General features: G+C 71.6%; 22 protein-coding genes. 12 read left to right on the forward strand and 10 right to left on the reverse strand.

The features are described 5' to 3' along the window. The first annotated feature begins 3 nt into the window (after positions 1 to 3). The 5 genes from GXW76_RS13295 (at position 4) to GXW76_RS13315 (ending at position 3,835) form a co-directional block, all read left to right on the forward strand. A complete protein-coding gene (locus GXW76_RS13295) occupies positions 4 to 678 on the forward strand; it encodes an amino acid ABC transporter permease (RefSeq protein ID WP_211862547.1) in 675 nt (224 codons plus the stop codon). Positions 679 to 871: 193 nt separating this feature from the next. Beyond that, positions 872 to 1,762 (forward strand): class I SAM-dependent methyltransferase, encoded by an 891-nt coding sequence (locus GXW76_RS13300; protein WP_211862548.1) that lies wholly within the window; start codon positions 872 to 874, stop codon positions 1,760 to 1,762. A gap of 109 nt (positions 1,763 to 1,871) precedes the next feature. After that, positions 1,872 to 2,846, forward strand: a complete 975-nt coding sequence (locus tag GXW76_RS13305; RefSeq protein ID WP_211862549.1) for a tripartite tricarboxylate transporter substrate binding protein — start codon at positions 1,872 to 1,874, stop codon at positions 2,844 to 2,846. A 183-nt stretch (positions 2,847 to 3,029) separates the two neighbouring features. After that, positions 3,030 to 3,389, forward strand: coding sequence for a hypothetical protein (locus GXW76_RS13310; protein ID WP_211862550.1), 360 nt, complete (start codon positions 3,030 to 3,032; stop codon positions 3,387 to 3,389). A gap of 17 nt (positions 3,390 to 3,406) precedes the next feature. After that, a complete protein-coding gene (locus GXW76_RS13315; protein WP_211862551.1) occupies positions 3,407 to 3,835 on the forward strand; it encodes a hypothetical protein in 429 nt (142 codons plus the stop codon). 112 nt (positions 3,836 to 3,947) lie between these two features. Here the strand turns inward: GXW76_RS13315 and GXW76_RS13320 are convergent, their stop codons facing one another. From GXW76_RS13320 to GXW76_RS13340, 5 genes are all read right to left on the reverse strand, one after another. Continuing rightward, positions 3,948 to 4,394, reverse strand: a complete 447-nt coding sequence (locus GXW76_RS13320) for a hypothetical protein (protein WP_211862552.1) — start codon at positions 4,392 to 4,394, stop codon at positions 3,948 to 3,950. A gap of 92 nt (positions 4,395 to 4,486) precedes the next feature. Continuing rightward, positions 4,487 to 5,005, reverse strand: coding sequence for a hypothetical protein (locus tag GXW76_RS13325; RefSeq protein ID WP_211862554.1), 519 nt, complete (start codon positions 5,003 to 5,005; stop codon positions 4,487 to 4,489). Between the two features lie 4 nt (positions 5,006 to 5,009). Beyond that, a complete protein-coding gene (locus tag GXW76_RS13330) occupies positions 5,010 to 6,512 on the reverse strand; it encodes a patatin-like phospholipase family protein (protein WP_211862556.1) in 1,503 nt (500 codons plus the stop codon). A gap of 306 nt (positions 6,513 to 6,818) precedes the next feature. Then, positions 6,819 to 7,286, reverse strand: a complete 468-nt coding sequence (locus GXW76_RS13335) for a DUF3237 domain-containing protein (protein ID WP_211862557.1) — start codon at positions 7,284 to 7,286, stop codon at positions 6,819 to 6,821. 44 nt (positions 7,287 to 7,330) lie between these two features. Beyond that, a complete protein-coding gene (locus tag GXW76_RS13340) occupies positions 7,331 to 7,747 on the reverse strand; it encodes a rhodanese-like domain-containing protein (RefSeq protein ID WP_338150956.1) in 417 nt (138 codons plus the stop codon). A 129-nt stretch (positions 7,748 to 7,876) separates the two neighbouring features. Here GXW76_RS13340 and GXW76_RS13345 point away from each other — a divergent pair, with 129 nt between their 5' ends. The 4 genes from GXW76_RS13345 (at position 7,877) to GXW76_RS13360 (ending at position 14,480) form a co-directional block, all read left to right on the forward strand. Continuing rightward, positions 7,877 to 8,509, forward strand: a complete 633-nt coding sequence (locus GXW76_RS13345) for a TetR/AcrR family transcriptional regulator (RefSeq protein ID WP_211862561.1) — start codon at positions 7,877 to 7,879, stop codon at positions 8,507 to 8,509. A 59-nt stretch (positions 8,510 to 8,568) separates the two neighbouring features. Continuing rightward, positions 8,569 to 9,654: an efflux RND transporter periplasmic adaptor subunit gene (locus tag GXW76_RS13350; protein WP_211862563.1), complete on the forward strand. Its 1,086-nt coding sequence runs from the start codon at positions 8,569 to 8,571 to the stop codon at positions 9,652 to 9,654. A gap of 10 nt (positions 9,655 to 9,664) precedes the next feature. Further along, positions 9,665 to 12,745 (forward strand): efflux RND transporter permease subunit, encoded by a 3,081-nt coding sequence (locus tag GXW76_RS13355; protein WP_211862565.1) that lies wholly within the window; start codon positions 9,665 to 9,667, stop codon positions 12,743 to 12,745. 106 nt (positions 12,746 to 12,851) lie between these two features. Beyond that, the gene (locus GXW76_RS13360) at positions 12,852 to 14,480 is read left to right on the forward strand and encodes a long-chain-fatty-acid--CoA ligase (protein WP_211862567.1); all 1,629 of its coding nucleotides are present in this window, start codon (positions 12,852 to 12,854) and stop codon (positions 14,478 to 14,480) included. Positions 14,481 to 14,499: 19 nt separating this feature from the next. Here GXW76_RS13360 and GXW76_RS13365 read toward each other — a convergent pair whose 3' ends face one another. Further along, entirely contained in the window at positions 14,500 to 15,330 is an 831-nt protein-coding gene (locus tag GXW76_RS13365) for a sulfite exporter TauE/SafE family protein (protein ID WP_211862569.1), read from the reverse strand. Positions 15,331 to 15,403: 73 nt separating this feature from the next. On the opposite strand from GXW76_RS13365, the gene GXW76_RS13370 reads away from it, so the two are divergent. Together GXW76_RS13370 and cuyB are read left to right on the forward strand one after the other, a co-directional pair. Further along, positions 15,404 to 16,168, forward strand: a complete 765-nt coding sequence (locus tag GXW76_RS13370; RefSeq protein ID WP_211862571.1) for a sulfite exporter TauE/SafE family protein — start codon at positions 15,404 to 15,406, stop codon at positions 16,166 to 16,168. Then, a complete protein-coding gene (gene cuyB, locus GXW76_RS13375; RefSeq protein ID WP_211862573.1) occupies positions 16,165 to 16,872 on the forward strand; it encodes a cysteate racemase in 708 nt (235 codons plus the stop codon). The genes GXW76_RS13370 and cuyB overlap by 4 nt, the downstream gene beginning before the upstream one ends. A 258-nt stretch (positions 16,873 to 17,130) precedes the next feature. Here cuyB and GXW76_RS13380 read toward each other — a convergent pair whose 3' ends face one another. Together GXW76_RS13380 and GXW76_RS13385 are read right to left on the reverse strand one after the other, a co-directional pair. Beyond that, positions 17,131 to 17,370: a hypothetical protein gene (locus tag GXW76_RS13380; protein ID WP_211862575.1), complete on the reverse strand. Its 240-nt coding sequence runs from the start codon at positions 17,368 to 17,370 to the stop codon at positions 17,131 to 17,133. A 91-nt stretch (positions 17,371 to 17,461) separates the two neighbouring features. Continuing rightward, positions 17,462 to 18,535 carry a tartrate dehydrogenase gene (locus GXW76_RS13385; protein ID WP_211862577.1) on the reverse strand — a complete coding sequence of 358 codons (1,074 nt, stop codon included), beginning with the start codon at positions 18,533 to 18,535 and terminating at the stop codon, positions 17,462 to 17,464. Between the two features lie 137 nt (positions 18,536 to 18,672). Here GXW76_RS13385 and GXW76_RS13390 point away from each other — a divergent pair, with 137 nt between their 5' ends. Continuing rightward, positions 18,673 to 19,029 carry a hypothetical protein gene (locus tag GXW76_RS13390; protein ID WP_211862578.1) on the forward strand — a complete coding sequence of 119 codons (357 nt, stop codon included), beginning with the start codon at positions 18,673 to 18,675 and terminating at the stop codon, positions 19,027 to 19,029. A gap of 3 nt (positions 19,030 to 19,032) precedes the next feature. Here GXW76_RS13390 and GXW76_RS13395 read toward each other — a convergent pair whose 3' ends face one another. Then, complete coding sequence (locus tag GXW76_RS13395) at positions 19,033 to 19,671, reverse strand: hypothetical protein (protein ID WP_211862580.1); 639 nt, start codon at positions 19,669 to 19,671, stop codon at positions 19,033 to 19,035. Between the two features lie 181 nt (positions 19,672 to 19,852). Then, positions 19,853 to 20,097: FAD-linked oxidase C-terminal domain-containing protein (locus tag GXW76_RS13400; protein ID WP_272876064.1), on the reverse strand; the 245-nt coding region annotated here is incomplete at its 5' end.

Genomic DNA, 20,097 nt, shown 5'->3' on the forward strand with positions numbered 1-20,097 from the left:
ACCATGGACCTCTTTCTCGACACCTTCTTCAACTGGCAGATCGTCCAGGAAGCCTGGCCGATCCTCTGGCAGGGGCTCAAGGCGACGCTGCTGCTCTCGGCGCTGGTGGTGCCGCTCGGGCTGCTCGGCGGCATCATCCTCGCGGTGCTGACCACCTTCCCCTCGCCCTGGGTGAAGTGGCCGCTGCGCGTCTGGGTGGACACCTTCCGCGCCCTGCCGCCGCTGGTGCTGCTGGTCTTCATCTTCGCCGGGCTGCCCTTCGTCGGCGTCGATGTCGGCCCGTGGGGGGCGGTGGCGATCGGCTTCTTCCTCAATACCGGCGCCTATTACGGGGAAATCCTGCGCGCCGGCATCGAGAGCGTGCCGCGCGGGCAGCTCGAGGCGGCGCGCTCCACCGGCCTCACGCGCGGGCAGACCATGACCTATGTCGTGCTGCCGCAGGCGGTCCGGAACGTTCTGCCGGACCTGATCTCGAACACGCTCGAGGTGGTGAAGCTCACCTCCATCGCCAGCGTTGTGGCGCTGCCCGAACTGCTCTTCGAGGCACGGCAGGCGCAGAGCGTCACCTACAACGCGACGCCGATCATGGCGGCGGCGGTGGCGTATTTCATCCTGCTCTGGCCGGTGGTGCGGCTGCTCTCACGCCTCGAGAACCGGCAACTCGCGGGGCGGGGCTAGAGCTGATCCCGAACGGGCGAAACCACTGATCGGGTGAAGATGCTCGCGAAAGCGGGTGGCTGGAGCGGTCGCCGCGGGCCGAAGCGAACGGAAGCCGCCCAGGCGCCGGCCGGCGCGCATGCCGGTTGAGTTGCGGCCGCGAACCATGCCAGCCTGACGCAGCGGCCAAGGCCGCCGCGCGAGGAGACGCCCCATGGGATCCGGCAAGGAGCCACCGGCGACACCAGCGGACGATGACCCCGACGCCAGGCAGGCCCGCTACTGGAACAGCCCCGCGACGGCGCCGTGGGTGACGCTGCAGGACAGGCTCGACACCCTTCTCGCTCCGCTCCTGGCAGCGATCATGGCCCGCGCGGAGGTGCGGGCAGGCGAGCATGTGCTCGATGTCGGCTGCGGTTGCGGGGCGACCGTGCTCGACCTCGCGCATCGCGTGGGGCCCTCGGGCCAGGTGCACGGCGTCGACATCTCCGCGCCGATGCTGGCGCGTGCCGAGGCCCGCATCGCCGAGGCCGGGCTGTCGCAGGTCATGCTGACGCTCGCCGACGCCGGCCGCCACGATCTGCCGCGGGGCGCCTACGACCTCGTGCTCTCGCGCCTCGGGGTGATGTTCTTCGGCGCGCCGGTCGAGGCCTTCCGCAATCTCCATCGCGCGCTCAAGCCCTCCGGCCGCCTCGTGTTCGTCTGCTTCCGGACGCCGGCGGAGAACCCGTACATCACCACCGCGCTCGCGGCCGCGAAGCCGCTGCTGCCCGAGGGGGCGGTGCCGGTGCCGGGGCCGGAGGAACCCGGGATGTTCTCGCTCGCCGATCCGGCACGGATCAGGCGCATCCTCCAGGAAGCCGGCTTCAGGACGATCGAGGTTGCACCGCATGACGAACGCATGCGGCTTGGCGGCCCCGGCGGCGTGGCGGACGCAGCCGAGTTCTCGATCCGCTTCGGTCCGCTGACGCGCGCGATGGATCCGCAGGATGCGGCATTGCGCAGCGCCGTGCTCGGCGCCGTGACCGCCGCCTATGCCGGCCTCGAGGGCCCGGAGGGCATCGTGCTCGATGGCGCGTTCTGGATCGTCGCGGCGCGACCGTGACCGGCAGCGCGCCGGGCGGCGGTAGCGCGACGGCGCGATAAGGGCGAGACTGCGCCGCGAAACCGCGCCGGCAGAGCACGGCCCGCGTCACGCCAGGAAAGAGAACCGCATGACCTTCCGCATCGCCCGCCGCCCGCTGCTCGGCGGCCTCGCCGCAGCCGGCCTGGCACGGCCCGCCCTGGCGCAGGGCGGCGCCCAGGCGCGCCCCATCACCATCGTCGTGCCCTTCGCCCCGGGCGGCAGCACGGACATCGTGAGCCGCCTGATGGCCGAGCGCATGACGGCCACCCTCGGCCAGACCGTGCAGGTGGAGAACCGCCCCGGCGCCAACACCATCATCGGGGCGGAATACGTCGCCCGCGCACGGCCGGACGGCCACACGCTGCTGATGGCCGCCGGCACGACGCTGACCATCAACCCGGTGATCATCCCGAACCTGCCGTACAAGCTTGAGGATTTCGCGCCGGTGATGCTGGCGACGACCTTCCCCTTCGGCATCCTCTCCCGCCTGAACGGCGGGCCGGTGGATGTGGCGGCCTGGGTTGCCGCGGCGAAGGCCAGGCCGGGACAGATGACCTACGGCACCAACGGGCCGACCACGCTGACCAATGTCGCGATGCTGATGGTGATGGAGCGCCTCGGCATCACCATGCAGGACGTGACCTATCGTGGGGATTCGGCGCAGCTCGCCGCCTTCCTCGCGGGCGACCTCGACATGCTGATCGTCGCCGGCGGCACCGCCATCCCGACCCACCGCAACCAGCAGGGCCGGCTGATCGCCTGGACCAGCGCGCGCCGCGTGGATTCCACCCCCGAGGTGCCAACGACCACGGCCTACGCCCCGGGCCTCGACGTGCTGTCCTGGTTCGGGCTGCTCGCGCCCGCGCGCACGCCGGCGGACTTCGTCGAGCGCGTGAACGCGGCGGCGAACGAGGCGCTGCAGGATGCCCGCATCCGCGAAAGGCTGACCAACGAGGGCCAGTTCCTCGCCGGCGGCACGCCGCAGGACTTCGCCGACTTCCTCCGCCGGTCGGACCAGCAGTGGCGGCCGATCCTCAGCCGCCTGGACGTGCCGAGGAACTGAGCCGGCGCGGCATCACGGCCGGGCGCCGCCGCGGCGATCGCATGGCGATCCGCGGCGGCGCCCCGCTGCACGGGGACCACGGGCTTCCTCCGCGCCGCCCCGCGCCGAAGGCGGATGGCGAATGAATGCCCGGCGGGCGCCGGCTTTCGGCTAGGCTGTCCCCCGCATCGGGGAGGGACGGAGATGTGCAGGAACATCCTGGGTGCCGCGCTCCTGGTCATTGCCGCAGCGGGACCGGCCGCGGCGCAGACATCGCCCCCGGCAACGGCGGTCACGCCGGAGGGGCTGGACCGCGGCCTGGTGAACCTCGGCCTCATGGCCGGTCACGCGTACCAGTGCCTGCCCGAAGGCGAACGCCCGGCGGCACAGCAGGCGGTGCTCGCCTTCAACAGCATCCTGGTGGCGCAGATGGGGGCGAATGCGGCCTTCCGCTTCTCCTCCTCCTTCGGCGCGGGCTCCTCGCACGACGTGGACCGCAGCTTCTGCGAGCGCAGCCTCGTCGACTGGCGCAAGCTGCTTCAGGACCACAACCTCAACCGCTGACCGGGGAGCACTTCGCCATGCGCAGGATCCTGCTTCCGGCGGCGGTGGCCGCCCTTGCCAGCGCCGCCGCGGCCTCGGCGCCGATCGAGGCTGGCGGCGCGGCGCGCCAGGCGCTGCGCGCCGCCACACCGGGCGCCCGCCTCGTCTGGTGGCATGCCGGTGGAGTGACGCCCGCCGGCACCCGCTGGCACGCAGGCGGGGCGGACGGCTACCGCTGGGGCGGCGCAGCCTCCGGCGGGGCCTATCATGGTTATGTGCATGGCTGGGGAGACGCGCATTACGGGGGCTACTACCGCCCGCCCGTGGTGGTCACGCCCTGGATCCATCCTGCCGGCACCATCGCCGCGGGCGCCGCGGTCGGCGTTGCCGCCGGCACCGCCGCGGCGACCGCGAACCACTACGCGCAGCCGCCCACAGTGGTGAACAACTACTACTACAACGAATGATGCGCCCGGCGGATCGGCCCGGCGCGTCCGCGCGCGCGGCCGGCGGGCCAGCCGCGCGCGGGATCGATGCCGAAGGGGCGGGCCGCCCGGCGGCGCGGGAAGCCGGGCCGGCCTATTCGTGCCCCGGCCAGGCCTGCTGGATCATGCCGTAGAGGAAGGCGGTGGTCAGGCCGAAGAGGATGAGGCCGTTCAGCGCCTCCAGCGCGCCCAGCATCTGCCAGGCCGGCGCGAGGAAGACGGCGGCGTGGCCATAGGCGGTCATCGCGCCCAGCGAATAGAGCATCGCCTCGTGCGGGTCCGGCAACGCGCCGAGCAGCACATAGGCGGCCGCCCAGATCGCCCCCTGCACGACGTGCAGCAGCGTGACCAGCGCGGTCGCCGCGCCCATCACGACGGCGAAGCGCAGCGTCGAGGCCGCCCGGCGCATGTCGCGGCGGCCGAAGGCGCGCGCGAAGGCCACGCGGATCAGGCTCAGCCCGATCACGTGCACCACGACGGTCAGCGCGATGAGCGGGACGCCGAAGACCCACGACCTGCTCCAGTACCCGATGTCGTGCATCACGGCGCGGCCCCGAAGGCCCGGGCGGGCGTCGCGAGGCCACCCATGATCGCCACCTTCCCCGGATGCCCCCGGCCGGCCCGCCTCCCGCGTCACTCCAACTCGATCACCAGCGCATCGGCGCCGAGGGAGAGCATCAGCCCCTCCCGCCGTGCCTGGAGGCGCATGATCACGCCCGACTCGTTCTCGAGCCACAACTGGCCGCCGCCGAGGGCGCCGAGCGCGAAGCCGGTCCTGGCCTCGGCATAGGCGCCCGGGAAGCGGGCCAGGTCCCGCAGGTTGAAGACCTCGCCATAGGCCTGGACGCGCGCCAGCCCGATGCCGCCGAGTCCCGCCCCGCTCACGCGGAAGCGGTGGCGCCGGCCGCGATACTCGATCTCGCCCGAGCCGGTCGCGGCGCTGCCGTAATAGGCGGCCTGGACCATCTCGAGTTCGACCGTCGCCTCCGGGCGGCGCCCGCTGGTGGGATCCGGCCCGGCCGGCGTCTCGGCGCCGCAGGCCGCGAGGGTGGCCGAAAGTGCCGCGACTCCCGCCCCGCACAGGACGGCGCGTCGGCCCGCGCTGCCTCCCAGGGCTGCTGCCCACATGTCGCGAGTGCCGGTGCTCCGCATCGCATCACCTCCCGCCCCGCCCCGGGGCACTTGCCGCCACCGTCTGGTCCGCCGGCGCATTGACCCCGCCATCCGCCGCGATGGCGCGGATGCGGGGATGCACGGCCACGAGGCGCTCGCCGTACTCGACGAGCGCATCCACATCCGCCTCCGGGATGGTCAGCCCCGTCGGGATCGCCTGCAGCCGGGCGCGCAGGACCGGATCGTCCACGCCGGAGAGGGAGACGTGCACCACCTCGCCCTGCACGTCGTCGCAGCGGTAGCCGTTGATCAGCCGCGCCTCCCGGCAGCGCGCCTCGCGGAAGCCGCGCACCAGGGCCGCCACCTTTTCCTCGGCGAGGGACAGCGTCTCGAAATTGTAGGCGTCGATCTGCGTGCTGCTGACGGCCGAGAAGACCTGCCCGATGCCGGTGACGACGCGCCGGCGGCCGAGGCTGCGGTCCGGCGCCGCCTCCCCATCCACGCTGAGGATGAGGATGCGGCGCGTGTGGCGCGCGGCCTCGCGGAAGATCTCGTTGCTCGCATCCAGCCGCACGAAGAGGTTCATCAGCCCGCGCAGCGCCAGGTTGTCCGCGATGCCGCCGTCCATGAGGTGGACGAAGCGCGTCTGCTCCGGGTCGGCATAGACATTGGCGATGCGCGCGATCTCGGCGCGGCGGGAGACCAGGCTCGCCGGCGAGGCCCAGGCCGCGGGCGGCGCATTGGGCGGCCTGCGTCCGTTGCAGCGCGCCGCGTGGTTCTCGACCGTGATGGGGGAGAACAGCACCGGGAAGCCGTTGCTCGCCGCGACGGCGCGGGCGATCGGGAAGCTGTTCAGGTCCGAGCAGAGCAGGCCGAAGGTGGCGCCGAGGAAAGAGAAGGAGATCTCGTTGGTGATGTCCGTCGCGTTCACCGAGATCAGCGGCGGGCCGCGCCGCCGGAGGTCGGCATAGGTCGCGCCGCGGAACATCAGCCGGTCGTAGATCTCGGCCATGTAGTCGTTGGTGCCGACCAGCGGGTTCACCAGCCAGTCCCAGCGCCAGGGAAAGAGGTAGATGCCGTAGATGAAGGCGTTGATGTCGCGCTTGAGGAATTCCTGCGGGAAGGTCTCGAAGTGCCGTTCCCGGTAGAGGCCGTAATGCGCCGCGGGGAAGCTGCCGCCGGAAACGCCCGAGATGTAGTCCACGTCGTCGAGCATGGTCCAACCGGCCTCGCCCCGCGGCCGCACCGGGATGGCGCGCAGCCCGCGCAGCGCGCCGTGCGCGAAGGCCGCCGACCGCTTGCCGCCGCCCGAGAAGGCGACGAACACCAGGAGGTCGCTGCGCGCCGCCGGCCATTCGGGATCACCCGCCTCGATGCTGCGCGCGAAGGTGCCGACGCCGTAGTTCGAGGCGAAGTCGGGCTGGCCCGCCGCGTCCGTCGGCAGCGGCCGGTTCATCGGCACCTGCACGCTGGTGCAGGCGACGAGCATCACCAGGGCCAGCAGCGGCGCGGCGAGGCGGCGCAGGCAGGGGGCGTCGCGCATCATCGGAGGATGACCTCCATGCGGCGGTTCCGTGGCTCGCCGGCATTGCCCGGCCTCGGCGCCGGCCCGAGCCATCGACATTGCATGACCTCAATCCCCCGTGCTCGCGGGTGCGGCGGCGCGCCGGCCGGGGGCAAGTCTAGCGGGAATCAGTTCGGAAAGCGGACGAAATCCGTGTCCGATACCGGCGGTCCGATATCGGCGATGGCGCCCGGTCCCGGGCGAGGTCCTGCCCGGGGCCGGCCCGCGGCCCGCATCGCGGGTCCCGATCGCGCCTGGCCGCGCGATCGGGCTGCGAGCGCCGGCCCGTCAGGCCACGGCGTAGACGTCGTAGGTCGGCCCGCTGGGCGGCCGCTGGCCGACGCCGACCGCGATCACCTGGTTCATCCAGGCGAGTTCGGGCGCCCCGGTCTCGAAGCGCATGGCGGTGCGGAAATAGTATTCGGAAGGATCGACCGCCTGGCCGGAATTCAGCCGCGCCAGCACCTCGGGCGAGCCGGTGCGGATGCCGCTGTAGTGCATGAAGACGATGCCGCCGGTCTCGGACTTCAGCGTCAGCCGCACGTCCATATGCGCGGTGCCGTCCGGGTCCACGCGCAGCCAGTCGGCGGCGGCGCCGGGCAGCACCTCGCCCTTGAAGCGCGGGCCCTCGGCCTTGCCGCCGGTGACGGGGACGATACGCAATTCCCCGTTCCGCGCGGTGCCGGCCATCTGCGGCGTGCCGACGGACAGGGCGATGCGGAACAGGAACTCGGTCTTGAGCGGCAGCGGCGTCATGGCGTTCTCCCCCTTTGGATGAGGCGGGGGAGAATGCCCGCCCGTCAGCGTTGCCGCCAGGGGAGGCCCTCGGCCTTCCAGCCGGCCACGTTGCCGCGATGGCCCGCGCCGTCGACCGGGCCTTCGAAGCCGTCGGCGACGTTGAAGGCGTGCGGGAACCCCGCCGCCTGCGCCGCCTGGCCGGCGGCCAGCGAGCGCGCGCCCGACCGGCAGATGAAGTAGATCTTGTGCAGCGGCGTCAGCCCGGCCTTGTGCAGGTGGTCGGCAAAATGTCCGTTCAACTGCATGGTCGGGTAGATCTGCCAGGGGATCATCACCGCCTGCTTGGCGATGGAACCCAGGTCGGGCAGGCCGACGAAGTTCCATTCCGCATCGGTGCGAACATCCACGAGGGCCGCCTGCGGGTCGTTCCGCAGCGCTTCCCAGGTTTCCTTCGGGCTGACATCCGGCACGCCTGTCACGGCACTCCTCCTCTTCCCGCGCGAGAGCCTGAGATTGGTGCGCCGCGGCAGGCACGGCAACCGCCGCGCTGGCATGGCGGCCCCGCCTGGCCTAGAAGATGACTAACGATTGACGGAATCCATCAGCACATGACCAGCCCGGTCGCCGCCGCGCAGGAGGACCGTGCCGCCGCGACCCGGCGCCGCATCCTGGAGGTCGCCGAGGCGCTGTTCCGCAGCATCGGCTACCAGAAGACGGCGGTCGCGGACATCGCCCGCGAGCTCGGCATGTCGCCGGCCAATGTCTATCGCTACTTCGCGTCCAAAAGCGCGATCAACGAGGCGATCGCCGAGCGGCTGCTCGCGGGCATCGGCGGCGAGCTCGATGCCATCGCCGACGGCACCGGGCCGGCGGCCGGGCGCCTGCGCGCCATGCTCCGCCTGCTGCACGCCCGCCACCTGGAACTCTTCTTCCGGGAAAAGCGCATGCACGACATGGTCTCGGCGGCCATGAGCGAGCATTGGGGCGTCATCGCCGCCTTCGTCGCACGGATCGAAGCGGCCTTCGCGCGCGTGCTGGCCGACGGTGTGGCACGGGCGGAATTCGCGCCGGTCGATCCGGTGGCTGCGGCGCGGCGACTGAAACAGGCGACCTTTCCCTGGACCCACCCGGTCCTGATCGCCGACTGCCTCGAGAAGGGTGTCGCCGATGAGGCACAACTGGCGGTGGAACTGGATGGGATGCTCGACCTGCTGATCCGGGGACTGAAGATTGATCACTGACGATTATTGACTTTCGTCAGTCGAAATGGATAGCTTCGGCGGCCCCCAGGAATCGAGCCGTGCGCGCTGCCCTCCCTGCCCTCGCCGCCCTTGCCCTGCTGCCGGCCTGCCGCGAGCCCGGCCCGCAGGCCGCCGCTTCCGCCGAGGCCCCGAAGCCCGTGCAGGTAGCGGAAATCCGCTACGCCCCCGCCGAGCAGCCGCGCGCCTTCGCCGGCGTGGTGCGGTCCCGGCGGGAGGCCGATATCGGCTTCCGCGCCGGCGGGCGCATCGCCGAGCGGCTGGTCGATGTCGGCGCCATGGTGACGGCGGGGCAGGAACTGGCGCGGCTCGACCCTGCCGACATCGCGCTCGCGGTCCGCGCCGCGGAGGCCGACCTCGCTGCCGCCGAGGCCGAATCCCGCCGCGCCGCGGCCGATGCCGCGCGTTCCGCCGCGCTGCGCGCCGCCGGGCATGTCGCGGCCGCCTATGACGAGCAGCGCCAGACCACCGCCCGCGGCGCCGAGGAACGTGCCGGCGCGGCCCGTGCGGCGCTCGACCTCGCGCGCAACCGCCTGGGCCACACCGTTTTGCGCGCCCCCGCCGACGGCGTGGTGACGGTGCTGCTGGCGGAATCCGGCCAGGTCGTCGCCGAGGGCCAGCCGGTGCTGCGCATGGCCGATCCCGCCGAGCGCGAATTGCTGGTCCAGGTGCCGGAAGGCGCCCTGCCCGGCCTCGCCGGCGCCCAGGCCCGCGCCGTGCTCTGGGCCCGCCCCGGCACGCCCGTGGCCGCCCGGTTGCGGGAGGTCTCGCCCCAGGCCGACCCGGTGCTGCGCACCTATGCCGCCCGCTTCGCGCTGCCCGCCGCACCCGACTGGGTGGCGCTCGGCATGACCGGAACGGTGCGGCTGAGTGCCGAAAGCGCGCCGGTCGTGGTGCTGCCCGTCTCCGCCCTGCACGACCGCGGCCAGGGGCCGATGGTGTGGAAGGTGCAGGGCAGCCGCGTCACCGCCGTGCCGGTGGAAGTCGCGCGGATCGGCGAGACGCAGGTCGCGCTGCGCGGCGCGCTGGCCGATGGCGACAAGGTGGTCTCGCTCGGCCCGCAGCTGATCGATCCGGGCAGCACGGTGCGCGTGGTGCAGACCCGCGCAGCCGCGACGCTGCGCTGAGGGGCGCATCATGGAAGGGCAGCGCTTCAACCTCTCGGACTGGGGAGTGCGCAATGGCGCGCTGACCCTGTTCCTCATCCTCGTGCTCGCGGCGGCCGGGGCGATGGCCTATCTGCGCCTCGGCCGTGCGGAGGATCCCGGCTTCACGCTGAAGGTCATGGTCGTCACCGCCGCCTGGCCCGGCGCGACGGCCGAGGAGATGCAGACCCAGGTCGCCGACCCGATCGAAAGCCGGTTGCAGGATCTCGCCTGGCTCGACCGCATCGAGACCTTCACCCGCCCCGGCCAGGCGGTGATGACCGTGGTGCTGCGCGACACCACGCCGCCGCGAGAAGTGCAGGGCCTCTGGTACCAGGTGCGCAAGAAGGTGGGCGACATCCGCCACACTTTGCCCGCCGGCGTGCAAGGCCCCTTCTTCGACGACGAGTATTCCGACGTCTGGTCCGCGATCTACGCCCTGACCGGCGCCGACAATGCCGAGCTGGTGCGCCAGGCCGAGGCGATCCGCGCCCGCCTGCTGCGCGTGCCCGGCGTGGACAAGGTGAAGATCTTCGGCGAGCAGCCGCAACGGATCCATGTCGAGGTCGCGCATGCGCGGCTCGCCTCGCTCGGCTTGCAGCCGCAGGCGATCCTCGATGCGCTGGCGCGGCACAATCCGGTGATCCCGGCCGGCACGGTGGAAGGCAGCGCGACGCGGCTGCATCTGCGCCTCGGCGGCGGCTATGACGGGCTGGCGGCAATCCGCGACGTGCCGGTGGCGGCCGGCGGGCGGTCCCTGCGCCTGGGCGACATCGCCGAGGTGACGCGCGGCTTCGCCGACCCGCCTGCGAATGGCATCCGCCAGGGCGGGGAGCCCGCGGTGCTGATCGCTATCGGCAAGCAGCCGGGGGTGAACGTGCTGACGCTCGGCGCGGACCTCGACCGCGCGATGGAAGCGCAGCGCCGCATCACGCCGGTCGGCGTGAACGTCTCGCAGATCGTCGACCAGGCGCATGTGGTCGAGGAGAGCGTCGCCGAATTCCTGCTGAAGTTCGTCGCGGCGCTCGGCGTGGTGATGGTGGTGTCCTTCCTCTCGCTCGGCTTCCGCGCGGGGATCATCGTCGCGCTGTCGGTGCCGCTGACGCTCGCCATCGTCTTCATCCTGATGCTGGCGACGGGGATGGAGCTGGAGCGGGTGACGCTCGGCGCGCTGATCCTGTCCCTCGGCCTGCTGGTGGACGACGCGATCATCGCCATCGAGGCAATGGTGGTGAAGCTGGAGGAAGGCTGGTCCCGCGCGCGGGCGGCGACCTTCGCCTGGACCTCGACGGCGGGGCCGATGCTCTCGGGCACGCTGGTGACGGTGGCGGGCTTCCTGCCGGTGGGCTTCGCGAAGTCGAGCGCCGGCGAATACGCGGGCGGCATCTTCTGGGTGGTGGGGATGGCGCTGGTCGCCTCGTGGATCGTCGCGGTGCTGTTCACGCCCTGGCTCGGAGTGAAGCTGCTGCCGGCGCCGAAGCGCGCCGAGCACCACGGCGCCTATGACGGGCGCGGATACCGCGCGCTGCGGCGGGTGGTGGCGTGGTGCGTGGACCACCGCATCGTGGTGATCGCCGGCACGCTCGGCGTGCTGGTAGCGGGCTTCGCGGCCATGGGGATGGTGCGCAAGCAGTTCTTCCCGACCTCGGCGCGGCTCGAACTGCTGGTGGACGTGACGCTGCGCCAGGGCGCGGGGCATGCGGCGACGCTGGCCGCCGCCCGGCGCATCGAGGCGGCGCTGGAAGGCGACCCCGATGCGCGGCTGGTGACGACCTATCTCGGCCAGGGCAGCCCGCGCTTCTTCCTCGCGCTCAACCCGGACCTGCCGAACGAGGCCTTCGCCAAGCTGGTGGTGCAGACCCCCGACGTGCCGGCGCGCGAACGCCTGCGCGCGCGGCTGAACGGCCTGATCGCCGAGGGGCTGGTGCCGGAGGCTCGGGTGCGCGTCTCGCGCCTCGATTTCGGCCCGCCGGTCGGCTTCCCGGTGCAGTTCCGGGTGCATGGCGCCGACCCCGCGGACCTGCGCCGCATCGGCGACGAGGTGATGGCCGCGATGCGCGCCACGCCGGGGACGCGGGATGTCTCGATGTCCTGGGGGGAACGGGCGCCGAACCTGCGGCTGGAACTCGACCGGGCGCGCGTGGCGGAACTCGGGCTGTCGCCGGCGCAGGTGGCGTCCTCCCTGCAACTGCTGCTGACCGGCATGACCGCGACCCAGCATCGCGAGGGCAACCGGCTGGTGGACGTGGTGCTGCGCGCACCGGCGGCCGAACGGCTGACGACGGAGACGCTGGCCGACCTCTCGCTCGCCACGCCGGCGGGGCCGGTGCCGCTGTCGCAGGTCGCGCGGCTGGTGCCGGAGGCGGAGGAACCGATCCTCTTCCGCCGCAATCGGGAGGCCTACATCACCGTCCGAGCCGACGTGCTGGACGGCTTGCAGGGGCCCGATGTCGCCGCCGCCGTGCAGGCGCGGCTGGCCCCGGTGATCGAATCCCTGCCCGTCGGCATGCGCATCGAGGCCGGGGGCACGGCCGAGGAATCCGGCAAGGCCAATGCCGCGCTCTTTGCCATCTTCCCGCTGATGGCCGTGGCCATGCTGGTGCTGCTGATGGCGCAGCTGCGCCATTTCGGGCGGATGGCGCTGGTGCTGGCGACGGCGCCGCTCGGCATCCCCGGCGCGGCCTTCGCGCTGCTGGCCTTCGGCGCGCCCTTCGGCTTCGTGGCGCTGCTCGGCGTCATCGCGCTGGCCGGGATGGTGATGCGCAACACGCAGATCCTGGTGGACCAGGTTCGGCAGGACCTGGAGGCCGGGCTGCCGCTGCGGCAGGCGATCATCGAGAGCACGGTGCGCCGCACGCGGCCGGTGCTGCTGACGGCGCTCGCCGCCGTGCTCGCCTTCGTGCCACTGACGCAGTCCACCTTCTGGGGGCCGATGGCGGTGGGCATGATCGGCGGGCTGACGCTCGGCACGCTGGCGACGCTGCTGGTGGTGCCGGCGCTGTATTCCCTGGCGCTGCCCTGGCGGCGCGGGGCTCCGGCGCGGCAGGGCGCGGCGCTGGTCCCGGCGGAGTAGCGCGCCGCCCCTCCTTGTGGCGCGGCGAATTCGTGTAGCCTTCCCCGGCAATCGCAGGGCCGCCGCCTTCTCAGCGGGCAGGACGGCCCGCGGAGGGGAGACGCGCATGCTTGGCTTGATGCAGGACTGGCCGCTGCTGATGCACACGGTGCTGGACCACGCGGCGATCCAGCACCCGAAGCGGGAGGTTGTGACCCGCTCGGTCGAGGGCCCCTTCCACCGCACGGACTACGCGACGGTGCGCGGGCGCGCGCTGAAGGTCGCGCAGCGGCTGGTGAAGGACGGCATCCGGCCGGGCGACCGCGTGGCGACGCTGGCCTGGAACACCTGGCGGCACCTGGAAGCCTGGTACGGGATCGCCGGCGCCGGGGCCGTCTATCACACCGTCAACCCGCGGCTGTTCCAGGACCAGATCACCTGGATCATGAACCACGCGGGCAGCCGCATCCTGATGCTCGACCTGACCTTCGTTCCGCTGGTGCAGTCCGTGGCGGACCGGCTGCCGCATGTGGAGCGCTTCATCATCCTGACCGATGCAGCGCACATGCCCGAGACATCCCTGCGCAACGCCGTCGCCTACGAGGACTGGATCGCGGAGGTGGACGGCGACTTCGCCTGGATGAAGGTGGATGAGCAGTCGGCGGCGGGCATCTGCTACACCTCTGGCACCACGGGCGACCCGAAGGGGGTGGTGTATTCGCACCGCTCCAACGTCATCCACGCCCTGGCCTGCAATCAGGCGGACGCCTTCGGGCTCGGCGCGGCCGACCGCGTCATGCCGGTGGTGCCGATGTTCCACGCGAACGGCTGGTCGCTGGCGCTCTGCGGGCCTATGGCCGGCGCGACCCTGGTGATGCCGGGCGCGAAGCTCGACGGCGCCTCGGTGCATGAGGTGATCGAGCGGGAGAAGGTGACCTTCTCCGCCGCCGTGCCGACGGTCTGGATGATGCTGCTGCAACACATGGAGAGCACCGGCTCCCGCATCGATTCGATGAAGCGGGTGGCGATCGGCGGCTCCGCCTGCCCACCGGCGATCACCAGGGCATACCAGGAGAAGTACGGCGTGCAGGTGCTGCATGCCTGGGGGATGACGGAACTCTCCCCGGTCGGGACGCTGTGTTCCCTGAAGCCGGAGGTCGCGAGCCTGTCCGGCGACGCGATGCTCGCGCTGCAGGCGAAGCAGGGCACGCCGCCCTACACGGTCGAGATGAAGATCACCGACGACGACGGCAACGAGTTGCCCTGGGACGGAAAGACCTTCGGCCGCCTGAAGGTGAAGGGCCCGGCCATCTCCCGCCGCTACTTCCGGCGCGAGGAGGAGGAGATCCTCGACCCGCAGGGCTTCTTCGACACCGGCGACGTCGTGACCATCGACGAGAACGGCTACATGGAGGTCACCGACCGCTCGAAGGACGTCATCAAGTCCGGCGGCGAGTGGATCTCCTCCATCGCGCTGGAGAACGCCGCCGTCGGCTATCCCGGCGTGGCGGAGGCCGCCGTGGTGGCGATGAAGGACGCGAAGTGGGACGAGCGGCCGCTGCTCATCCTGGTGATGAAGCCGGGCGTGCTCTCCCCGTCGCTGGAGCAGATGCGGGAGTTCCTGGCGGACAAGGTCGCGAAGTGGTGGCTGCCGGATGACCTGGTGGTGCTGGACGAGATTCCGCACACGGCGACGGGCAAGATCCTGAAGATGAAGCTGCGGGAGATGTTCCGGGACCACAGGCCGGCCGCGTGACGCGGCCGGCGCCGCGCCATCAGGTGAACAGCGACCAGAACATCCGGAAGCTGGTGATCGCCAGGAACACCGCGAAGGCCCGCTTCAGCCACAGCGGCGGGATGGTGTGCGCGAGCTGCACGCCCCAGGGCGTCGCCAGGATCGAGCTCGGCGCGATCAGCGCGAAGCCGATCAGGTTCACGTAGCCGAGCGAATAGGGCGGCCGCAGCGGGTCGCTCCACCCGCCCCACACGAAGCCGATCGTCGCCGGGATGGAGATGATCAGGCCGAAGGCCGAGGCGGTCGCAACCGCCGAGCGGATCGGCGCCCCGCACATCGACAGGATCGGCACGCCGAGCGTCCCGCCGCCGATGCCCATCATGGCGCTGACGGAGCCAATGCCGATGCCGAGCGCCTGGCGCGGCGGGCCGTCGGGCACGCTGTCGGTGATTTTGAACTCCACGCCGGTGAAGCCCATGTTCAGCGCGACCATCAGCGAGACCACGGCAAAGACCGCCGTCAGCCCCTCCCCCCGCACATAGACGGCCAGGAAGGTCCCGAGCGCCACGCCCGCCAGCATGGACGGCCAGATGGAGCGCAGCAGCGCCACGTCCATCGCCCCCTTCTGGTAGTGCTTGCGCGCCGACTGGATCGACGTCGGGATGATCGTCGCCAGGGAGGTCGCGACCGCAACCTTCATCTGGATGCTCTCCGGAATGCCGAAGAGCGGGAAGACGTTGAACAGCAGCGGCACGATGACGATGCCGCCGCCGACCCCGAGCAACCCCGCCAGCGTGCCCGAGACAAGCCCGGTCGCCGCCATCGCGGCAGCCAGGCCGAGCAGCCAGATCGGGTCGTTGAGGTGTTCCATGGGCGGGACGTCCGGGATGGGCGGGGGAAACCGCGTGTGCCATACACGCTGACCCATCCAGCGTCACCCCGCCTTGCCCTTCGTCACCGATCCCTGGTTCTACGCGCTCGCCATACCGGCCGTGCTGATCACCGGCATCAGCAAGGGCGGCTTCGCCTCGGGCGCGGGCAACCTGCTGGTGCCGCTGATGGCGCTGACGGTGCCCGCCCCGGTGGCGGCCGGCATCGCCCTGCCGCTGCTCTGCGCCATGGACATCTCCGGCGTGAAGGCCTGGTGGGGGAAGTGGGACCAGCGGGAGATGCGCGTGCTGATCCCCGGCGCGCTGGTCGGCATCCTGATCGGCGCGCTCGCCTTCGGCTACATGTCGGACCGCGCCATCCTGGCGATGGTCGGCGTCACCACGCTGGCCTTCCTCGCGCGCACGCTCTGGCTCGCCCGCCACCGGGAACCGCCGCCGCCGGCACCGCACAGCCCGGCCAAGGGCGGGATCTGCGCGGCGGTCTCGGGCTTCACCAGCACCATCGCCCATGCCGGATCGCCGCCGCTCGCGATCTACCTCTATCCGCGGCGGCTCGACCGGCAGGTGATGGCGGCGACCACGGTCGTCTTCTTCGGCGTGATGAACTACGTGAAGCTGGTACCGTATTATTTCCTCGGGAACCTCTCGGTGGGGAACCTGGCGACCAGCGCGGTGCTGCTCCCGCTCGCGCCCGTGGGCGTCTATCTCGGCATCCGGGCGCAAAGGCACGTCTCCGATGCGCTGTTCTACCGGGTGCTCTACGTGCTGCTGCTGGCGACGGGCGTGAAACTGACCTGGGACGGAGTGTTCGGCGGATGAAGGATGCGCGGGTGCTGGGTGTGCTCGGCGGCATGGGGCCGCTGGCCGGGGCCACCTTCATGCAAAGGCTGACGCTGCTGACGCCGGCGGAGCGGGACCAGGACCATATCCCCTCGGTGCTGTGGTCCGACCCGCGCGTGCCCGACCGCACCGCGGCGCGGATCGCCGGCGGGGAGGACCCGCTGCCCTGGCTGATGCGCGGCATCCGCGGCCTGGAAGCGGCCGGCTGCGGCGCCATCGCCATCCCGTGCAACACCGCCCATGGCTGGTTCGACGGCATGCAGGCCGCCACCCGCCTGCCGATCCTGCATATCGTCGAGGCCGCCGCCGACGAACTGCTGCGCCTTGGCATCACCGGCGGCCCGATCGGGCTGCTCGCGACCAAGGGCACGCTGGCGATGCGGCTCTACCAGGAACGGCTGGAGAGCCGCGGCCACGAATGCCTGGCCCCGCCGGCCGAGGAGATGGACCGGGTCGTGATGCCGGCCATCGAACTGGTGAAGGCGAACAAGGTGTCGGCGGCCTATGCGCCGCTCGCCGAGGCAGCGCAGCGCCTGGTGGCGCGCGGGGCGAAGGCCGTGGTGCTGGGCTGCACGGAAATTCCGCTCGGCATCAGCGCCGGGCCGGCGCTGCCCTTCCCGGTGGCGGACACGATCGACGCGCTGGCACGGGCGGCGATCGCCTGGGCGAAGCCGGCGGGGTGAGGGGCGGCGCGGGGAGGGCTCTGCCCTCCCCGGGACCCCACCCGCCAGAGGCCGAAAGGCCTCTGGACACCAGGACCTGATCGGGGAGTTCTCGGAGGGGAAGCGCGCCCGCAAGCCGGGGCGCGGCCATGAGTTCCCTCCCCCGATTGAATCTCATGGGTTCCAAGGGCCTTTCGGCCTTTGGTGGGGGGAGGTCCGGAGGGGGGCAAAGCCCCTCTCCGGGGGGGGTGGTTGCGGCGCGCCGAACGGCAGGCGCCGTCAGCCGCAGTCGCAGCCCGGCGCCGGGCCTTCATCCGCCCGGACGATGTGGTGATCGATCCATTCCGCGACGAGCCGCCGGGCCTCCTTCACCGAGGCTTCCGGGTGATGGATGCGGTACAGCGCGGTACAGGCCCCGAAGGCACCGAAGTCGCCCGAGCCCTGCTCCCGCAATTCCCGATAGGCCGTCACCACCGCGCGTTCGCAGCGCCGCGCGATATGGCTGAAATCGCGGCCCATGCCCGATACCCTCCGAGGCGTCAGTTGCGAATCACTCGCAATAGATGGTCAGGGTAACGGCACGGGCCGCCTTGTTCAAGTGACAGCGCCGTCAGCCGCGCGCGACGGCCTCGGCGATCGCCTTGCCCACATCCACCGTGCCGGCCTGGCCACCCATGTCACGCGTGCGGGGGCCGCCTTCCGCCAGCAGCTTCTCGATGGTCCGCACGATGCAGTCCGCTGCCGCCTTCTCGCCCAGGTGCTCGAGCATCATCGCCCCGGACCAGATCTGCCCGATGGGGTTGGCGATCCACCTGCCGGCGATGTCGGGGGCGGAACCGTGCACCGGCTCGAACATCGACGGCGCCGTCTTCTCCGGGTTGATGTTCGCGGATGCCGCGATGCCGATCGAACCCGCCACCGCCGGGCCGAGGTCGGACAGGATGTCCCCGAAGAGGTTGGAGCCCACCACCACGTCGAACCAGTCCGGATGCTGCACGAAATGGGCGCAGAGGATGTCGATGTGGAACTGGTCCGTCGTCACCTCCGGGTAGTTCTTCGCCATCTCGGCGAAGCGCTCGTCCCAGTAGGGCATCGTGAAGGTGATGCCGTTGGACTTGGTGGCGCTCGTCACCTTCTTCCGCTTACGGGTCATCGCCAACTCGAAGGCGTACTTCATCACCCGGTCGCAGCCGATCCGCGTCATGATCGACTGCTGGGAGACGAATTCCCGGTCCGTTCCCGGGAACATGCGGCCGCCGACGGAGCTGTACTCGCCCTCGGTGTTCTCGCGCACCACGTAGAAGTCGATGTCCTCCGGCCCGCGGCCGGCAAGCGGGGACTTCGAGCCCGGCAGCAGCTTGCAGGGCCGCAGGTTCACGTACTGGTCGAAGCCGCGGCGGATCGGGATCAGCAGGCCCCACAGCGACACATGGTCCGCCACCCCCGGCCAGCCCACCGCACCGAGGAAGATCGAGTCGCTGTCGCGCAGCCGGTCCATGCCGTCATCCGGCATCATCTTGCCGGTCTCGGCGTAGGTCTCGCAGGACCAGTCGTAATGCGTGAGTTCCAGTTCGAAGCCGAAGCGGCGCGCGGCGGCATCGAGCACGCGCAGCCCCTCGGGCGTGGTTTCCTTGCCGATGCCGTCGCCGGGAATGACGGCGATGCGGTGCTTGCGCTGGGCCATGGGCGCCTCCTCTGGATCGCCGCGCACCGTAAGGGCGTGCGGAATGAGCGCAAGGTCACCGCACCCGATCGTTGCGCCGGTGCTATCCTGTGGCCGTCCCGCCGGGCAGGCCGGCCCGGCGGAAGGAGACGCCGCCGATGCGATACCGCCGCGCCGCCATCCTGCTGCTGGGTCTGGCCCTCACCGCATGCTCGGACGACCTCACCGAAACCAGGCCCGCCGAGGGTGGCGGCGAACGATCGCTGAGCCGCGCCGAGTTGCGCTGGTGCATGTTCAACGACATCCGCATCGAGGCCGCGCGCGCCGACATGCGCAGCGCCAAGCAGGGGCAAATCCAGGCCTTCAACGCAGCCGTGACGGAGTGGAACGCTTCCTGCCGGCGATACCGCTACAGCCGCAGCGACCGGGATGCCGTGCAGCGGCAGATCGACGCCAGGCGCGCGGAGCTGGAGGCGGAAGGCAAGGCCCGCTTCGCGGTGCGCGAGGCGGGCTGAGCCTTACGGCGCCAGATAGCTCCAGACCACGACGGCGCCGAACCACAGCCCATCCGAGCCCACCCGGCAGGGCGCGACCGCATGCCCCCAGGTGCCGTAGGTGGTCTCGACCTCCCCCACGACATCGAAGCGATGGAGGGAGGGGCGCTCGACCGCGCGGCCGGCGGCGTCGGTGGCCTGCGCCAGGCGCTGCAGCCACAGCCAGGAGATCGCGAGGCGCGACGGCGCCCCGGCGGGCGTGCCGGAGGGGCGGGCGACCTCGACGCGGATGAAGGGCGTCACCGCTCGCAGCATCCTTTCGCCTGCCACCGTGTAGCCGGTGGCGTAGACGGTGCTGAGCTGCGCGGTGGATGACAGTTCGCCATTCGGGTCGAGCCGCAGCACGTGGTCATAGAAGGTGCGCAGCCCCTCCGAGAGGTCGTAGGGCGGCGAGGTGGCGAGCGACAACGCGCGCGACTGCCAGGCGAGGCGCATGGTGCGTTCGGCGCATTGTTCGGCGCTCGCGCCCTCGACCGTCACGGCGGTGACGTCGATGTGGTCGGCGGCGCCCTGGGCGCGGGCAGGATCCGCCAGGAGCGGCAGGAGGGCGGCGGCGAGGGCGCACACGGACAGGGGCGGGACGAAGCGCGTGATCGATTGCATGACGCGTGCAGTTTCGCACGCGGCGGTTATCGAGTCGCCACCGCTCGAGCCGGGCCTCATGCGCCCGGGATCATTGCCGGCCGTATCCGCACGCGGGGCTGGTGGAGCGGCCGCGTGCAAGCGAAAGGGGATACGGGCGGCAGCGACCTTCGGCCACGAGTCGGCGACGCTGTCGCCCGTATCAGAACCCCGCGCGCATCCGGCCCGGATTGAGGATCCCCGCCGGGTCCAGCGCCGCCTTGACGCGCCGCGCGATGGCGGCGAGCGGCGCCGGCTCCTCCGGCAGCACCGCGACGGCCAGGCGCAAGGCCTCCGGCGCACGGAACAGCGTGCAGGTTCCGCCCGAAAGCGCCGCCGCGGCAACCAGCGCCGCATGGCCCCCCGCCGTCGCGGGCCCCGCCACCCAGGCGAGCCCGCCGCCCCAGT

The organism is Neoroseomonas soli, assembly GCF_018129065.1.
Lineage (GTDB): Bacteria > Pseudomonadota > Alphaproteobacteria > Acetobacterales > Acetobacteraceae > Neoroseomonas > Neoroseomonas soli.

Excerpts from the sequence above, each read along its gene's own strand:
- GXW76_RS13385 (WP_211862577.1), bottom strand. The coding sequence starts at position 18,535 with ATGGCCCAGCGCAAGCACCGCATCGCCGTCATTCCCGGCGACGGCATC.
- GXW76_RS13355 (WP_211862565.1), top strand. The coding sequence starts at position 9,665 with ATGGAAGGGCAGCGCTTCAACCTCTCGGACTGGGGAGTGCGCAATGGC.
- GXW76_RS13305 (WP_211862549.1), top strand. The coding sequence starts at position 1,872 with ATGACCTTCCGCATCGCCCGCCGCCCGCTGCTCGGCGGCCTCGCCGCA.
- GXW76_RS13320 (WP_211862552.1), bottom strand. The coding sequence starts at position 4,394 with ATGCACGACATCGGGTACTGGAGCAGGTCGTGGGTCTTCGGCGTCCCG.
- GXW76_RS13365 (WP_211862569.1), bottom strand. The coding sequence starts at position 15,330 with ATGGAACACCTCAACGACCCGATCTGGCTGCTCGGCCTGGCTGCCGCG.
- GXW76_RS13335 (WP_211862557.1), bottom strand. The coding sequence starts at position 7,286 with ATGACGCCGCTGCCGCTCAAGACCGAGTTCCTGTTCCGCATCGCCCTG.
- GXW76_RS13330 (WP_211862556.1), bottom strand. The coding sequence starts at position 6,512 with ATGATGCGCGACGCCCCCTGCCTGCGCCGCCTCGCCGCGCCGCTGCTG.
- GXW76_RS13295 (WP_211862547.1), top strand. The coding sequence starts at position 4 with ATGGACCTCTTTCTCGACACCTTCTTCAACTGGCAGATCGTCCAGGAA.
- GXW76_RS13395 (WP_211862580.1), bottom strand. The coding sequence starts at position 19,671 with ATGCAATCGATCACGCGCTTCGTCCCGCCCCTGTCCGTGTGCGCCCTC.
- GXW76_RS13390 (WP_211862578.1), top strand. The coding sequence starts at position 18,673 with ATGCGATACCGCCGCGCCGCCATCCTGCTGCTGGGTCTGGCCCTCACC.
- GXW76_RS13315 (WP_211862551.1), top strand. The coding sequence starts at position 3,407 with ATGCGCAGGATCCTGCTTCCGGCGGCGGTGGCCGCCCTTGCCAGCGCC.
- GXW76_RS13325 (WP_211862554.1), bottom strand. The coding sequence starts at position 5,005 with ATGCGGAGCACCGGCACTCGCGACATGTGGGCAGCAGCCCTGGGAGGC.
- GXW76_RS13360 (WP_211862567.1), top strand. The coding sequence starts at position 12,852 with ATGCTTGGCTTGATGCAGGACTGGCCGCTGCTGATGCACACGGTGCTG.
- GXW76_RS13300 (WP_211862548.1), top strand. The coding sequence starts at position 872 with ATGGGATCCGGCAAGGAGCCACCGGCGACACCAGCGGACGATGACCCC.
- GXW76_RS13310 (WP_211862550.1), top strand. The coding sequence starts at position 3,030 with ATGTGCAGGAACATCCTGGGTGCCGCGCTCCTGGTCATTGCCGCAGCG.
- GXW76_RS13380 (WP_211862575.1), bottom strand. The coding sequence starts at position 17,370 with ATGGGCCGCGATTTCAGCCATATCGCGCGGCGCTGCGAACGCGCGGTG.
- GXW76_RS13345 (WP_211862561.1), top strand. The coding sequence starts at position 7,877 with ATGACCAGCCCGGTCGCCGCCGCGCAGGAGGACCGTGCCGCCGCGACC.
- cuyB (WP_211862573.1), top strand. The coding sequence starts at position 16,165 with ATGAAGGATGCGCGGGTGCTGGGTGTGCTCGGCGGCATGGGGCCGCTG.